Below are 14,863 nucleotides of genomic sequence, written 5' to 3'. Positions count from 1 at the left end.
CGTCCTTTCTTAGTGTTCATCCGTCAGCTCTTCAAACGCGGGTCAAGGGCATCTCTCAGTCCGTCTCCCACCAGGTTAAGGGCCAGGATGGTGAGCATGATTCCCATGCCCGGGATGATGGTGACATGCCATGCGTCGCGGATATAGCTTCGGGCATTGGACAGCATTGCGCCCCACTCAGGGGTGGGCGGCTGGATGCCGAGTCCCAGGAAGGAAAGTCCTGCGATGGAAAGGATGGCTCCTGCGATTCCCAGGGTCACCTGCACGATAATGGGCGCCATGGAATTGGGAATCACGTACTTGATGATGATGCGCCAGTCGCTGCACCCAATGGAGCGGGCCGCTTCAATAAACTCCTGGTCCTTCACCGTAAGCACCGATGCCCGGACCGTTCTGGCAAAGGTGGGCACATAGGAGATGGCAATGGCAATCAGCACATTGGTGATGCTGGTCCCCAGGGCCGCCACGATGGCGATAGCCAGAAGCATGGACGGGATAGCCAGAAGAATGTCCATAATTCTCATGATGATATTGTCAGCGGTCTTGCCGTAATACCCTGCGAAAGCTCCCAGGAGACCGCCGAAGATACATGAAATGATGATGGCCACGGTTCCCATAAACAGGGAGTACCGGACCGCCCAAAGCATGCGCAGCAGCATGTCCCTGCCGAACTCATCCAGCCCAAAGGGGTGTGCCAGGCTTGGTCCCTGCAGACGTCCCCTCAGATCCTGCTTTACCACGTAATTCAGGTAAATGGATTTGCCTGTAACCGCGTCAATGATGATGGTTGCTATTGCTATGATGACCAGTGCCAGGATAAAATACATGCCAATCATGGCCAGCCGGTTCTTTTTGAATCTGCGCCATGCCTCGCCCCACAGGGAGCGCTGGTCGCCTTCCGCTTCCGCGGCAATCAGATGTTTCTTTCCCATGAACTGCACCTACTTTCTCTTGTATTGTGATTTAATTCTCGGGTCCACAAAGGCGTATATGATGTCTACCGCCAGGTTGACCACGGTAAACATGATTGCCAGAAAGATAACAGACCCCAATACCATGGGAATATCTTTTGACTTGATGGAATCCACCATGAGACGTCCCAGGCCCGGCCAGGAAAATACGGTCTCTGTCAGCATGGCGCCTCCCAAAAGGGTGCCGAACTGCAGGCCCACTGCCGTGATAATCGGAATCATGGCATTCTTAAGCATGTGGCGGGTGGTTATTTTCTTATCGGAAACCCCCTTTGCCCTGGCTGTGTCTATGTAATCCTGACGGATAACCTCCAGCATGGATGAGCGTGTCATACGCGTAATCATGGCAGCAGCCCCTGTGCCCAGCGTCACCGCCGGAAGGACCAGGCTCTTGATGAGAGGTATGAATCCCTCCCCCATTCCCTGTGAAGGCAGCCAGCCCAGGGTCAGCGCAAACAGAATAACCATCAGCAGGCCGAACCAGAAGTTAGGCATGGCCACGCCAATCAGTGAGAGCAGCATGGCTGTATTATCCATCATGGAATACTGTTTCTTGGCGGAAATAATTCCCGTGGGAATTCCTATCAGAATGGCTACCAGGATACCTGCCACTGCCAGCACCGCTGTGTTAGGAAACCGCTCCATAACCTGCGACCATACGCTCAGGTTATTTTTATAGGATGTGCCCAGGTCGCCGTGAAGCATATTAATCATATAATGTCCGTAACGGACCAGCAGAGGGTCGTTGAGTCCCAGCTCCTCCCTCTTCATGGCCAGCGCCTCGGCTGATGCCTGGTCACCCAGGATGATTGCCGCCGGGTCGCCCGGTGACAGGTTCAGAATGAAAAACACAATGAACGTCACGCCGATAATGACCGGAATCAGCATAAGCAGTCTTTTTAACACATACTTGTACATTTTTCTCTCTCCAATCCTCGTATATTTGCTGCATTAACGCAGCGAAGCAAAATACATATTTCACAACCCCGCACAGGGGTTTGAAACCAAAATAATAAAAAAGAAGCCTTAGGATTTGAAACTCCCTCGCTTCATTCAAATTATAAAACAATATATCAAAATTGTCAACAATCATTGTTTAAATTTTACACTTTAAATATTTTGTCAACATTTCTATTGTGCTTTTTTTCAAATCTATGATATACTTGTCTGTATATTAAATCTAAGTGTCTCTCTGGGGCGCACACATCCTGGAGCCGGCACATGTTTGGGAGGTAAGAAAATTTGAAACAGATTGGCGGATTTTTTACATATGAACCACTGCCCGAAACCGAGAACCATTATCTGGAAAACCTATGCCCGCCAGGAGGAAGCCTGCGCTTTTTCATGTCCGGCAGATGTGCCAACTACTATGCGCTCCAGGATATCTGCCTGTCCGACACCAAAAAAGTGGCCTATGTGCCTGTCTACACCTGCGAGACAGTCCTGGCCCCTTTTCTGAAAGCCGGCTATGAACTTTTATTCTACGATGTATCCAGGGATTTGACCCCCATTTTTGATGAAAGGGTCCTGGACCGCATCAGCGTTGTCAATCTCTGCGGCTATTACGGCTTTTGCAGCTACGACAGGGAATTTATACGGAAGTGCTCCGAACGGGGCATCATCATTGTGGAGGATACGACCCACTCCATCTTTTCAGCCGACGGTGTTGACCCTCACTGCGATTATGTGGTGGGCAGCATGCGCAAATGGATTGGAGTACCGGCTGGCGGATTCGCTATTAAGAGGAAAGGCGGCTTTTCCCTTCCCGTTCTGCCTCCTGATGAAACCCATCTTTCCATGCGCAGTATGTCCATGAGAGGCAAACAGCAGCTTCTGCAGGCAGGGACTCCCGACCCCCAGGCCATGCAGAAGTTCAATGATACCTTCTGGGACGCCGAGATGATGCTGCGCCGCATCTTTGATTCCTATGGAAGCGACCGGGATTCAGAGTACATCATCCGGCACTATGACTTTGAGCAGCTGAAACAGAGACGCCGTGCCAATTACCAGTATCTTCTGGAGCATATGCCGGAACATCCCCAGATTACCGTGATATTCCCGGTTCTTAAAGAGGGCGCTGTTCCCAGCCACTTTACCGTGTATGCAAAGGACAGGGACATGGTCCAGTCCTATCTGGCCGGACAAGGCGTCAAGACCACCACCTATTGGCCCCAGGGCCCCATGGTGGACACCGAAGGCCATGGCGACGCGGACTACATCTACAGCCATGTGCTGTCCTTTACCTGCGACCAAAGATATGGAACTGAGGATATGGAATATATATGCAGACAGATAGAGGGGATGCCTGAAGAGTAAGAGCTGAAACATAGAGGAAGCATATGAATTAAAAGTATGAACCGGCAGTATGATCGAAAACATACATATATTTAAAAAGCGGAAATACGGGAACGTGATACAATCGTCTTCACGTCCTGCATTTCCGCTTTTGCACATCCGCTTTTATTTTTTGTCCCTATGCATCCGCAATTACACATGATAAAACAGTTCCTGGTTCTTCATCTTCATTCCGATCCGGTAAATTCTCTCGCCGTTGGCTATGTAGTGGGTATTGATTGCGCTCCTGGACTGTTCCAGGTTCCCCCGCTGCAGGATTTCCAAAAGCCATTTATGCTCCAGATAGTTGTTTCCCCGCCGTCCTGCCTGGGCAGCAATGTCCTCCTGGTCCAAATCCACCTGTTCTTCAGACACATACCCGTTGATTTGCTTAATGGTATAGAACATGGCTCCGTTTAAGGGGCTTAGTGTCTCCCACAGACTGGTCAGACGCTCCATCTGGCCTGATAATAAAATCTGTTTATGGAATATCTCATCATACTTGATGATTTTCCCCATGTCGTCCTCTGACACTGCCTCCTTCATGGCCAGCACCGCATCCTCCATAAGAAAAATGCTGTCGCTCAGGAGACGGCCCCCGCACCGCTCCAAAGCCAGGTTTTCCAGGTTGCCCCGCAGAAAGAATATCTCATAGGCATCCTTAGGCGAAAGCATGGTGACAGAGTACCCTTTATTGGTCTCATAATCCAGAAACCCTTCGTACATCAGCTGCTTCAGCGCATCCCGCACCGGCCCCCGGCTCATCCCCAGCGTTACGGCTATATCATTTTCAACCAGCTTTTCTCTCTGAGCCAGCTTTCCCTGAAGAATCTGCTCCCTCACATAATCTGCTGCCACCTCTGAAAGACTTCTTTTTTTTTCCTTATCCATTACAATCCCCGCTCCTAGCACTGCTCTTTAACCTGTCCATTATAACGTAGGCCCTGCGCAAATGTCAAAGGATTTTCAATATCCATGATATTTTCCAGATTGTCCGAGCTGTAAAAAGACCGGCTGATAGACCGGTTCCTGAACTGAGCCGGAGCCGCTATGGCATCACATTCCATCTCACACACAGGCACAGCCCTACGCCTTCCTGCGGGCCGCCTTATCCCTGGTTTCCCTGTAAATTCCGTCTGTTGTCCACATTTTTTCCACTCTATACCTGATTCCTGTCTTTTTAGAAAAAGGCGGGGACTACCTCATCCCCGCCGCGCTTCGGCCGCATCTGCTGTCATAACTGTTGTCAATTCAGATATTTCTTTACATACATTCCCGTATAGGACACCGGACAACGGGCCACTTCCTCCGGTGTTCCCTTTGCAATCACCGTTCCGCCCTTGTCCCCGCCTTCCGGACCAATGTCGATGATATAATCCGCTGTCTTGATTACATCCAGATTGTGCTCAATAACCACAACCGTGTTGCCTCCCTCCGACAGCCTGTGAAGTATATCAATCAGCTTATGGACGTCTGCGAAATGAAGTCCGGTGGTGGGCTCGTCCAGGATGTAAATGGTCTTTCCCGTGCCTCTCTTGGACAGCTCCGTGGCCAGCTTGATTCTCTGGGCCTCGCCGCCGGACAGCTCCGTGGACGGCTGTCCCAGCCGGATGTATCCCAGTCCCACGTCATACAGGGTCTGTATCTTCCTGGTAACAGAGGGTACATTTTCAAAGAACTTAAGAGCCTCCTCCACGGTCATGTTTAACACATCGTAGATGTTCTTTCCCTTGTACTTCACGTCCAGGGTCTCACGGTTATACCGCTTGCCGCCGCATACCTCGCAGGGCACATATACATCCGGCAGGAAATGCATCTCAATCTTGATAATGCCGTCTCCGCTGCACGCTTCACACCGGCCGCCCTTTACGTTAAAGCTGAACCTTCCCTTGCTGTACCCCTTTGCCTTGGCGTCCGGAGTGGAGGCGAACAGGTCCCTTATGAGGTCGAATACGCCTGTGTAGGTAGCCGGGTTGGACCTGGGAGTACGCCCGATGGGCGACTGGTCGATGTCGATAATCTTATCCAGCTGCTCCACGCCCTCGATGCTCTTGTGCCTGCCCGGTATGGTTCTGGCCCTGTTTAACTTCCTTGCCAGGGATTTATAAACGATTTCATTCACAAGGGAACTTTTGCCGGAACCGGACACGCCGGTCACACATGTCATGATTCCCAGGGGAATGTCCACATTGATGTTCTTTAAATTGTTCTCCGCCGCGCCCTTTACTGTAATCCAGCCCGTGGGCTTCCTTCTCTCGGCAGGCACCGGAATCTTCACACGCCCGCTTAAGTAAGCTCCTGTAATGGAATCCGGGTTCTTCATGATTTCCTCGGCCGTCCCCATGGCAATGACCTTTCCGCCGTGCTCTCCCGCACCGGGTCCGATGTCCACGATGCAGTCCGCTGCCCGCATGGTGTCCTCGTCATGTTCCACCACCAATACACTGTTGCCCAAATCCCGCAGATGGGTCAGCGTCTTAAGGAGCTTGTCATTATCCCGCTGATGGAGTCCGATGCTGGGCTCGTCCAGGATATAGGCCACTCCCACCAGGCCGGAGCCTATCTGGGTGGCCAGACGGATGCGCTGGGCCTCACCGCCGGACAAAGTGCCTGTGGCCCGGGACAGGGAAAGATAATCCAGACCCACGTCAATGAGAAAGCATATCCTGGCTCTGATTTCTTTCAGAATAGAAGCGCCTATGGTCTCCTGCATAGGAGTCAGCTTCAGCCCGTCCATGAATTCCTTAAACCGGACTATGGACATGTTGGTGGCTTCATATATATTCATCCCGCCCACCGTAACTGCGAGGGACTCTTTTTTAAGCCTCTGCCCCTTACAGACCGGACAGGGGGTAATCCGCATATAGGTCTCATATTCCGCCTTGGACGCTTCGGAAAAAGTCTCCTTGTAGCGGCGGTTTACATTCTCAATCAGGCCCTCAAACGCCACGTCATAGACGCCCTCGCCTCTCTGACTCTTATAGCGGACCTTCACCTCCCGGCCTCCGGTTCCGTATAACAGCACATCGTGGATTTCCTTGGGGTAATCCTGGAAGGGCGTATCCAGCCTGAAATCATAAGCTTCGGACAGCGCTTCCAGGATTGCCCTTGTAAAGCTGCCCTTGTCCGCACAGGACTGCCATCCCATGACCACAATTGCGCCCTGGTCTATAGACAGGGACTTATCCGGAATCATCAGATCCTCGTCAAATTCCATCTTATACCCCAGACCGAAACACTCCGGGCAGGCTCCAAAGGGATTGTTGAAGGAAAAGCTCCTTGGCTCCACCTCGTCAATACTGACTGCACAGTCAGGACAGGAAAAGCTCTGGCTGAAATTCACCGGCTCACCGCCGCTCACATCCACCATCATCAGTCCGCCGCTCAGGGCCATGACTGTCTCTATGGAATCTGTAAGCCTTTTTTCAATACCTTCCTTTACAATCAGACGGTCCACCACGATTTCAATGTTATGCTTGATGTTCTTCTCCAGCCGGATTTCCTCTGAGAGCTCGTAGAGATTGCCGTCAATGCGGACCCTTACATAACCGCTCTTTCTGGCCTGGTCCAGCACCTTTACATGCTCGCCCTTGCGCCCTCTGACCACAGGGGCCAGCAGCTGGATTTTGGTCCGTTCAGGCATGGACATAATCTGGTCAACCATCTGGTCAATGGTCTGTTTGTGTATCTCCTTGCCGCATTTTGGACAGTGGGGTATACCGATTCTGGCATATAAAAGCCTCATGTAGTCGTAGATTTCCGTAACCGTTCCCACAGTGGAACGGGGATTCCGGTTGGTGGACTTCTGGTCAATGGAAATGGCCGGCGACAGACCCTCTATGCTCTCCACATCCGGCTTCTCCATCTGTCCCAGGAACTGCCTGGCATAGGAAGACAGGGACTCCATGTAACGCCTCTGCCCCTCAGCATAAATGGTGTCAAAAGCCAGGGATGATTTGCCTGAACCGGACAGTCCTGTAAGGACCACCAGCTCGTTCCTCGGTATATCCACGGAAATATCCTTCAGATTATGCTCATTCGCCCCGCGGATTTTAATGTACTGCTTTGCCATCGAACATGCTCCTTGTCTTTTATCTTAATTGGCTTCTTGTAAAAATGTTCTTTCTGCATAGCGCTGATACACAGCGCTGACAGCCTCTAGTATAGCACATCGCCTATGCATTTGCAAACATTTGTTCGATGAATTGTTGCAAAATTACTGGAACCTCTTCCAGCAGACTCCTGGCGTGAACCCGCTCCGACATCTGGTGCGCATCCTTGCCGATGGGGCCGAATAAAAGGGAGGGGACCCTGAAATCCGCCATGGCATCCAGGTCCATCCGGTACATGGTTCCCCACAGAGGGGCATTGACCGCATAGGAGGCCATTTCCTCCCGATCCGGTCCCCCGCAGTAGCTTAAATCCGATATCCCGCAGCAGTAATTGCGCTTTCCAAGACAGAGACCGCAGGTGTCCTCCGCCGCCTTTTGCAGCAGGTTATAGAGACGGGTACCCTCTCCTGCCTGTATACCTCCTTCCTGTATACCTCCAGTCCGTCCCGCCCTATCTGTCTCCCCCAGCCTGTCGCTGTGAAAGGCCGGATAATATGGCGGCGCAAAAGATATAACCATGACAGGCGAAGTGATGCCCGAAAACGTCAGCATGGCATCCATCATTTCCAGCGTAGCCTGGGGATAATTCATGGCACCTGTTCGCACGTCCGACTCTATTTTTCCGTAAAGGTCCTGATACCATTTCCCATATCCTTTTTTCTTCCGGCATATCTCTGCCAGCTCCCCGTACTCCAGCACGCAGTGTTCCAAGTCCACCTTGGGCAGGATATTTCCCGACCTGACCAGGACTTCCTGGCTCTCCATCCGCTTCATATAGGACGCAAAGGACCGCCGGCCCATTTCCTTCAGCCGTTCCATGACCTGGCTGGTGGTCTTTGAAAATCCCAGCATACTCATATATCCGGCTGCCCGCAGGGGGACAGACACATCATATCCGTACTTGCGGTCCCGCAGATTAAACCAGGTGGGAGGAGGACAATGCTCTCCCTCAAAGGTCTCGGAAAATTCAGGCGCCAGTTCCGTGGCCATAAACATCTCCGCCAGCACGCCGATGGCATTCAGTCCGTGAAAGCATTCCACCACATGCGCCTTGGCGCCCTGTACAAGAACAGCCGGCATGGTTTTGCCCACAGACCCTATATAGACCTGCTGCTTGCCGCCCTCATTAAAGCTGGGCTCCAAATCCACAAGACAGTCATATGTAAGCCCATATTCCTGCCGCAGCCCTGTAAACAGGGAAACAGCTCCCCTCATCCCCGCAGAATATGCCTCCTCGTCCGCCACCGCCGCAAAGAGCAGGTTTCCGGTTGTCTCAGGATATTCCAGCACCTTCTGTCCAAACCAGTCCATGATGGCAAGGCCAATGGAAAGCCCGCCTTTCATGTCGTTCACTCCCCGGCCGAACAGCCACTCCCCTGACGCCAAATCATCCCTGGCCTCCTGGGGCAGCATGGACTTAAGCGCCTCCAGTTCCTCCCCGTGGATGTGCTTCCATGCCTCCATATCATATGCCAGGGCGCGGAACCGTCCATACTCGTCCGTGTCCACCACGTCGTAATGACCGGTAAGCACAACCGTCCCGGCTCCCTTCCCTCTCACAAGGCCGTACACAACGGTCCGTCCCAGACTGTCGCCTTCCAGAGCGCACTGCCCGCAGAGGGACGGGTGTTTCGCAAAATAGGGCTGGCGTTCCAGACATCCTGCGATATAGTCTGAAACCTCCTTCTCCTGTGGGGTGTTGGACACGCTGGGAATGGAAACCATCCCCCGCAGGTAATCATATATCTGTTTTTCAAACAACAAAGCAAACGCCTCTTTTCCTGAATACTGCCTTTATTTTATATATGACCCAGTATATTCCATTCATTCCGGGATATCAATACCCATTGTATAACCTGCACAAAAAACCTTGTACCAAAATGGTTGTTTTAACGAAAATAAAATTCCCTATTTTAAAAAAACAACAGGGTTGCTATCGTAGATGCAGAAAACAAGTTTGTTATTACGTAAGGGTAAGCAAGACTGTTAATAATACTTTCACAGGGGTATTATAAGCAGTTTTTTTATATCATGAAATTCCTGTATTCATTTTATTTCAGATATAGCGGAGGGAAAACCATTGAAAAACATCAGAGTCCTGAATACAACTGCGGTGGTGACACTGGACCGCAAAGACCCTCCCGGGCCGGTTAGATACTGATATTCTATCCGTCCTGCGGGAGGGTCTTTTATCTTACTCATTTATCAATTTTATTTTTTACTTATCTGTTTCGTTTTTTACTTATCTGTTTCGTTCTTTGCTTCTCTGTTTCCTGTACTGCATGACGATTCTTTCCCTGATATCCGGCCTCAATACCCTACCGTTCTTCCCTGAAATACGGAAGTCCCAGGCTCTGGGGCGGCTGGTATTCTCTCTTCTTTCTCAGGCTGGTTATAACCAGGACCACAATGGTGACCACATAGGGAAGGGCTTTGAATATCTCCTGGGCGCCCCTGTCCAGGCCAGGTATATACAGATAAAGGATGTACAGACCGCCAAACAGGATAGAACCCCAGATGGCATTGACCGGTTTCCACAGGGCGAAGATGACAAGGGCGATTGCAAGCCAGCCTCTGTCGCCGAATCCGTTGTTGGTCCAGGTACCGCCGGAGTATTCCATGACAAAGTATAATCCGCCCAGGCCGCTGATGCCTCCTCCCAGGCAGGTGGCCAGATACTTGTAGGCCGTTACATTGATGCCGGCCGCATCTGCCGTGGCCGGACTCTCGCCCACAGCCCTCAGGTTCAGTCCACGTCTGGTCTTAGCCAGGAAAAACGCCAATGCCAGGGCCAGGGCCACTGCCAGATAGGTCAGAAATCCGTAGGAGAAAAAAATCTGTCCGATGACGCCAAACTTGGACAGTCCGGGAATAGGAGTCTTATAGGCAGCGCCTGTCACTGCCACGGAAATCTGTCCCACTCCCCCTGCCAGCTTTGCCAGGGAACCGCCGAAGAAGTTGCCGAAGCCAACCCCAAAGGTGGTAAGGGCAAGACCTGTCACGTTCTGGTTGGCCCGCAGCGTGATGGTCAGTACACTGTATACCAGTCCTCCCAGGGCAGCGCACACAAAGGCGCACACAAAGGAAATCAGAAGCCCCACCAGACCGTTTGGATTGGCTGTCCCGTTTTCATACAGGAAAGCCCCGATCAGTCCGGCAATGCCGCCCATATACATCATGCCGGGAATACCCAGATTCAGGTTGCCTGATTTCTCCGTCATGATTTCTCCCAGGGCTCCGTACAGGATGCCGATACCCTGGCCGATTGCTTTCTGAATAAATATAACTAAAAAACCCATATTTCAGCCTCCTTATGACAATTTTGCCCCTGCTTCTTTCCGTTTGCTGCGGATTCCCACCTTGTAGTTGATGAAGAATTCACAGCCCAGGATGAAGAAGAGGATGATGCCTGTTATTACATCAGAGGCATTTTCATTCAGGTTAAACTGGGAGGCAATCTGCCCGGCTCCCTTTTGCATGAATACCAGGAAAAACGACACCAGGACCATGGCAAATGCATTGAACTTGCTGAGCCAGGATACGATGATGGCCGTGAATCCCCTGCCGCCCGCTGTGCTGGTGGAAATGGTATGGCTGGCGCCGCTGACTATGATGAAGCCTGCAATGCCGCAGATGGCGCCGGACAGGGCCATGGTGCGGATAATTACCTTCTTCACATTGATTCCGGCGTACCTGGCCGTATTTTCGCTCTCTCCCACTACCGCAATCTCATATCCCTGCTTGCTGTACTTCAGGTAGATGAAGATGGCCAGGGTCAGCGCCAGCACGATTACCAGGTTCCAGCCGTACTCCAGGCCGAACAGCTTTGGAAGCCATCCCCCCTTTGTGGAGGAGTTGATGGTTCCCACGGAGTTGGATCCCTTTGGATTCTCCCAGAAAATGATGCAGTATGTGATGACCTGCATGGCCACATAGTTCATCATCAGTGTAAACAGTGTCTCGTTGGTGTTCCAGTATGCCTTAAAAAATGCCGGGATGGCTGCCCAGACCATGGCTGACAGGGCGCTTCCCAAAAGCATCAGCGGAAACAGAACCAGGGGAGGCAGTGAATTGCCCAGGTAAATCATCATGGCAGCGGATGTGACGCCGCCAATCAGAACCTGTCCCTCTGCTCCGATGTTCCAGAACCGCATCTTGAATGCAGGCGTGATGCCGATTGCTATACAGAGTAGCACCAGAGTATCGCGAATGGTCATCCAGGTACGCCTTTTGGTACCCACTGCCCCGTCAAAGATTCCTTTATAAACCTCCAGGGGATTAAGCCCTGTCAGGGCATAGATGACCCCTGCACAGACCACCAGCGATAAGAGAACCGCTCCCAGCCTGATGGCCCAGGCCTTCCACATATCAATCTCATCCCTCTTGGAAATATGCATCAGAGGTTCCTTGTTGGACACTGCCGTCATCTCCTTACTCACTTAATCCACCTCCTGTCCTGGTCATCATTAGCCCCACCTGTTCCTTGGTCGCTGTCCTGCCGTCCACAACACCGTTTACCTGTCCCGCGCACAGCACCAGGATACGGTCGCACAGCTCCAGAAGCACATCCAGGTCCTCGCCCACGCATATAACGGCCGCTCCCTGTTTCTTCTGCTCATTGAGGAGATGATAGATGGTGTAGGATGAGTTGATATCCAGTCCGCGGACCGGATAGGCCACCATAAGCACCTTGGGATTGGAAGAAATCTCCCTTCCCACCAGCACCTTCTGGACATTTCCCCCTGACAGCTTGCGCACCGGAGTGGAGACGCCGGGGGTCACGATTTCCAGCTCCTCTATGATCTGCTCCGCCAGGTTTTTTGGCGTCTTTCTGTCCGTAAAGAAGGAACGTCCCCTGCGGTATCCCCTGAGCATCATATTGTCCGTCATGTCCATTGCTCCTACCAGTCCCATGCCCAGACGGTCCTCCGGCACAAAGGAAAGCTTTATCCCCAGCTTATTAATGGCTGAGGCGCTCATGCCGGACAGCTGCTTTTCGCCGCCCTCCGGCGGATAATAGGTGATGGTTCCGCCCGTCATGGGTTCCAGTCCGGCAATGGACTCCAAAAGCTCCCTCTGGCCGCTTCCCGCGATACCGGCAATCCCCAGTATCTCCCCGCTGTAAGCAGTAAAGGAGGCATGGTCCAGGGTGGTCACTCCCTCCTTGTCCACGCAGGTGACGCCTTCCACCACCAGGCGGCGCTCCGGGTTCACAGGATCCGGGCGCTCGATGTTCAGGCTTACCTTCTTGCCCACCATCATCTCGGTCAGGGATTCCTCGGTGGCGTCTGCCGTATATACCGTACCGATATACTGGCCCTTGCGCAGTACGGACACCCGGTCTGACAGCGCCAGAACCTCATGGAGCTTATGGGTGATGATAATAATGGAATGGCCTGCCTCACGCATGTTGCGCAGCACTGCAAACAGCTTGTCTGTCTCCTGGGGTGTGAGGACGGCTGTGGGCTCGTCCAGAATCAGGATATCCACCCCGCGGTACAGAAGCTTTACGATCTCCACGGTCTGCTTCTGGGATACGGACATGGTGTATATCTTCTGGTCCGGATCCAGCTCAAACCCGTATTTGGCTGTCAGCTCATTGATTTTGGCGGACACAGCCTTCATGTCCAGCACTTCCCTTCCTGACAGTCCCAGGATAATGTTCTCAGCCGCTGTCAGAACATCCACCAGCTTGAAATGCTGGTGAATCATGCCGATACCCAGAGCAAAGGAGTCCTTAGGCGAACGAATGGTAACCTCCTTTCCGTTTACGAATATCTGCCCTTCATCCGGGTAGTAGATACCGGAAATCATGTTCATAAGGGTGGTCTTTCCGCTTCCGTTCTCACCCAGGACGGACAGGATTTCCCCCCTTTTTACAGACAGGCATACCTTGTCGTTGGCAGTTACCTTGCCGAACCGTTTTGTGATATTTTTCAGTTCAATTGCGTATTCTTCGCTCACCCGGCCAACCTCCGTTCTTTGTATTTAGCCTTGTTGCATTGTCTCGTGGAAAAAAGCGGAGCCAGATATGAATGGCTCCGCTTTTACAGCCTTTAATTTCCAGCGGGAAATTATAGCATCTGCTATCTTAGTTGTCAATTGTGGTGATACCGTCAATCAGGATGTCAAAGGCAGGTGCGGAACCAAACTCTGACTCATGGAAATATCCGTCGGAGATATATTCAATGTCGCTGCCGTCCTTCTTATATGTATCCAGTGTCTCGCCGCCAACGGTCCATGTGGAGGTGTCGAATACATGAAGCTCACCGGATGCCAGCTTGGCCTCTACCTCATCCACCTTCTCCTTTGTTCCGGGTGCCACAGCCGCCTCGTTCAGCTCTGTAATCAGCACAGCGCCGTCAGAGAAGCCCTTGCACCAGTCAACCGGAATCTCGGTTCCGTCAATGACATGCTGTACAGCCTCAGTCACATATGCAGCCCAGTTATTGGAAGCAGATGTAAGAGCCTGTTTTGGAGCAGTGGCAATCATGGAAATGTTGTAGCCCACGCATGGAACGCCTGCTGCCTCACATGCGGTAGGAGCGCCGGTGGTATCTGCATGCTGGCTGATCAGAACACATCCGTCGGAAATCAGGGCGTCAGCCGCTTCCTTCTCCAGGTCAAAGCTTGCCCAGCTGTTGGTGTACTTCACTTCCATGGTGGCGTCCGGGCATACGGAACGCACGCCTAAGAAGAAGGAGGTGTATCCGCTGATAACCTCAGCATATGGATAAGCGCCCACATAACCAATCTTGCACGCATCCGCCTTCACGGTTCCGTCCTCTATCATCTGGTTCAGCTTCAGTCCGGCCACAACACCGGATACGTAACGTGACTCGTAGATGGATGTGAAATAGTTGTGCATGTTGCTCAGGCCGCTGGAAGCTGCCTGGAAGCCGGTTGCATGACAGAACTGGACATCCGGATACTCCTTTGCCGCCTCAATCACATAGGACTCATGTCCAAAGCTGTTTGCAAATATAATCTGGCATCCCTGGTCCGCAAGGTCCATGGCCGCATCCTTTGCAGTCTCATCCTCCGGGATGTTCCACTTAACGATAATCTGGTCATCGTTCAGGCCCAGTTTTTCCTTCATCTCCATGGCGCCGTTGTAATGAGCGGCTGTGTAGCCCTCGTTCTCATCGCCTATGTAGACAAAGCCAATCTTTAAATCTTCCTTGGCAATGCCGCCTGCGGCCGGTGCTTCTGAAGCCTCGGTCTCCTTGGTCTCTGCATCCTCTGCCGCCGCAGTTGTCTCAGCCTCAGCTGTTGTGGCTGCGTCTGCCGCAGTCGTCTTTGCTGTGTCAGATCCGCCGCAGGCTGCCAGTGATACTGCCATCACGCCTGCCATGGCCATGCTTGCTAACTTTTTTAATTTCATAATACTCTCCTCCATGAAGTGTAAGTTTGCAGAACCCGATTAAAATACGTCAGGTACTGGCT

The 14,863-nt window shown here is 52.1% G+C and carries 10 protein-coding genes; 1 reads left to right on the top strand and 9 read right to left on the bottom strand.

What is annotated here, in order from left to right; genetic code table 11:
- Positions 1 to 23: 23 nt before the first annotated feature.
- Together LI015_RS03845 and LI015_RS03840 are read right to left on the bottom strand one after the other, a co-directional pair.
- Positions 24 to 932, bottom strand: coding sequence for an ABC transporter permease (locus tag LI015_RS03845; protein ID WP_002568536.1), 909 nt, complete (start codon positions 930 to 932; stop codon positions 24 to 26).
- Positions 933 to 941: 9 nt separating this feature from the next.
- Entirely contained in the window at positions 942 to 1,889 is a 948-nt protein-coding gene (locus LI015_RS03840; RefSeq protein ID WP_002568537.1) for an ABC transporter permease, read from the bottom strand.
- A 324-nt stretch (positions 1,890 to 2,213) separates the two neighbouring features.
- Here LI015_RS03840 and LI015_RS03835 point away from each other — a divergent pair, with 324 nt between their 5' ends.
- Entirely contained in the window at positions 2,214 to 3,287 is a 1,074-nt protein-coding gene (locus LI015_RS03835; protein ID WP_195631963.1) for a DegT/DnrJ/EryC1/StrS aminotransferase, read from the top strand.
- Between the two features lie 171 nt (positions 3,288 to 3,458).
- Here LI015_RS03835 and LI015_RS03830 read toward each other — a convergent pair whose 3' ends face one another.
- From LI015_RS03830 to LI015_RS03800, 7 genes are all read right to left on the bottom strand, one after another.
- Positions 3,459 to 4,196 (bottom strand): GntR family transcriptional regulator, encoded by a 738-nt coding sequence (locus LI015_RS03830; RefSeq protein ID WP_002568539.1) that lies wholly within the window; start codon positions 4,194 to 4,196, stop codon positions 3,459 to 3,461.
- 355 nt (positions 4,197 to 4,551) lie between these two features.
- Positions 4,552 to 7,377: an excinuclease ABC subunit UvrA gene (gene uvrA / locus LI015_RS03825; RefSeq protein WP_002568540.1), complete on the bottom strand. Its 2,826-nt coding sequence runs from the start codon at positions 7,375 to 7,377 to the stop codon at positions 4,552 to 4,554.
- A 103-nt stretch (positions 7,378 to 7,480) separates the two neighbouring features.
- Positions 7,481 to 9,181 carry a M20/M25/M40 family metallo-hydrolase gene (locus tag LI015_RS03820; protein WP_227124181.1) on the bottom strand — a complete coding sequence of 567 codons (1,701 nt, stop codon included), beginning with the start codon at positions 9,179 to 9,181 and terminating at the stop codon, positions 7,481 to 7,483.
- Positions 9,182 to 9,735: 554 nt separating this feature from the next.
- Positions 9,736 to 10,716, bottom strand: coding sequence for an ABC transporter permease (locus tag LI015_RS03815; RefSeq protein ID WP_002572019.1), 981 nt, complete (start codon positions 10,714 to 10,716; stop codon positions 9,736 to 9,738).
- 12 nt (positions 10,717 to 10,728) lie between these two features.
- On the bottom strand, positions 10,729 to 11,856 hold the full coding sequence (locus tag LI015_RS03810; protein WP_002568543.1) for an ABC transporter permease: 1,128 nt from the start codon (positions 11,854 to 11,856) through the stop codon (positions 10,729 to 10,731).
- The gene (locus tag LI015_RS03805) at positions 11,849 to 13,381 is read right to left on the bottom strand and encodes an ABC transporter ATP-binding protein (protein WP_227124180.1); all 1,533 of its coding nucleotides are present in this window, start codon (positions 13,379 to 13,381) and stop codon (positions 11,849 to 11,851) included. The genes LI015_RS03810 and LI015_RS03805 overlap by 8 nt, the downstream gene beginning before the upstream one ends.
- A gap of 127 nt (positions 13,382 to 13,508) precedes the next feature.
- Positions 13,509 to 14,801 carry a BMP family ABC transporter substrate-binding protein gene (locus LI015_RS03800; protein WP_002568545.1) on the bottom strand — a complete coding sequence of 431 codons (1,293 nt, stop codon included), beginning with the start codon at positions 14,799 to 14,801 and terminating at the stop codon, positions 13,509 to 13,511.
- Between the last annotated feature and the right edge of the window lie 62 nt (positions 14,802 to 14,863).

It is taken from the genome of Enterocloster sp. 210928-DFI.2.20, assembly GCF_020554465.1.
In the GTDB taxonomy this organism is placed as follows: domain Bacteria; phylum Bacillota; class Clostridia; order Lachnospirales; family Lachnospiraceae; genus Enterocloster; species Enterocloster bolteae.
Note: the sequence above shows the minus strand (reverse complement) of the source record. Positions and strands in the feature narration are given on the sequence as shown.

Coding starts and splice junctions, on each gene's coding strand:
- LI015_RS03845 (WP_002568536.1), bottom strand. CDS start 932: ATGGGAAAGAAACATCTGATTGCCGCGGAAGCGGAAGGCGACCAGCGC.
- LI015_RS03840 (WP_002568537.1), bottom strand. CDS start 1,889: ATGTACAAGTATGTGTTAAAAAGACTGCTTATGCTGATTCCGGTCATT.
- LI015_RS03830 (WP_002568539.1), bottom strand. CDS start 4,196: ATGGATAAGGAAAAAAAAAGAAGTCTTTCAGAGGTGGCAGCAGATTAT.
- uvrA (WP_002568540.1), bottom strand. CDS start 7,377: ATGGCAAAGCAGTACATTAAAATCCGCGGGGCGAATGAGCATAATCTG.
- LI015_RS03815 (WP_002572019.1), bottom strand. CDS start 10,716: ATGGGTTTTTTAGTTATATTTATTCAGAAAGCAATCGGCCAGGGTATC.
- LI015_RS03800 (WP_002568545.1), bottom strand. CDS start 14,801: ATGAAATTAAAAAAGTTAGCAAGCATGGCCATGGCAGGCGTGATGGCA.